Raw genomic sequence first — 851 nt, forward strand, 5'->3', positions numbered from 1 at the left:
CAGGCCGCCGTGGCCGGGGCCACCCGTGCGGCACGCGGTGACCACGAAGTCGCCACGGACGGCCGAGGTGATGAACGTCTTGGCGCCGTTGATGACGTAGTCGTCGCCGTCGCGGACGGCCTTGGTCGTGATGCCCGCGACGTCGGAGCCGCCGCCCGACTCCGTGATCCCGAGCGATCCGATCAGCTCGCCGGCCAGCGTGGGCCGGACGTAGCGCTCGACCAGGTCGGGCGATCCGTGGGCGATCATGTGCGGCACCGAGATGCCGTGCGTGTAGAGCGACGCCATCAGGCCGCCCGACGCACCAGCGTCCATCAGGCCTTCCTGCAGCGCGCAAGCGTCGAGCAGGTCGCCGCCGTCGCCACCTGCGTCCTCGGGGTAGCCGACACTGAGCATGCCGGCCTTCGCAGCGGCCTGGGTGAGGCTGCGCGGCAGCTCGCCGGCGTCCTCCCACTCCTGCAGGCCCGGGATGATCTCGCGGCGCGCGAACTCCGTCGCCGACTCCTTGAGCGCCTGGCGCTCCTCAGTCCACTTCATGCCGACTAGACCAAACCTTCCTGGATGTGGACGATCCGGCTGCGGACCCATTCACCGAGGCCCTTGGCCTGGGGGTCGAACCGGGTGGAGGCGGCGACCCCGTCGCCGAGCAGGCCGTGGATGACGATGTTGATCGCGCCGAGATTCGGCAGCACGAAGACCTCGAGGTCGAGGTCCTTCGCCTCCGGCACCAGCTCGCGCACCTTGCGCGGGTTGAACATCTTCGCCAGCCACTGCACGCGGTCCGCGTACTTCGGGGAGCCGTCGTTCTTCACCCAGAGGCCGAGGTTGGCGTTGCCGCCCTTGTCCCCGGA

2 protein-coding genes are annotated in these 851 nt (G+C 69.9%); both read right to left on the bottom strand.

Annotation, left to right across the window (positions count from 1 at the left end; genetic code table 11):
- On the bottom strand, nucleotides 1–537 hold a 537-nt coding region (locus ACOADB_RS24670), incomplete at its 3' end, for an acyl-CoA dehydrogenase family protein (protein ID WP_378605085.1).
- Between the two features lie 5 nt (nucleotides 538–542).
- On the bottom strand, nucleotides 543–851 hold a 309-nt coding region (locus ACOADB_RS24675), incomplete at its 5' end, for an AtuA-related protein (protein ID WP_420281265.1).

This window comes from Nocardioides sp. CPCC 206348 (genome assembly GCF_048654705.1).
Lineage (GTDB): Bacteria > Actinomycetota > Actinomycetes > Propionibacteriales > Nocardioidaceae > Nocardioides.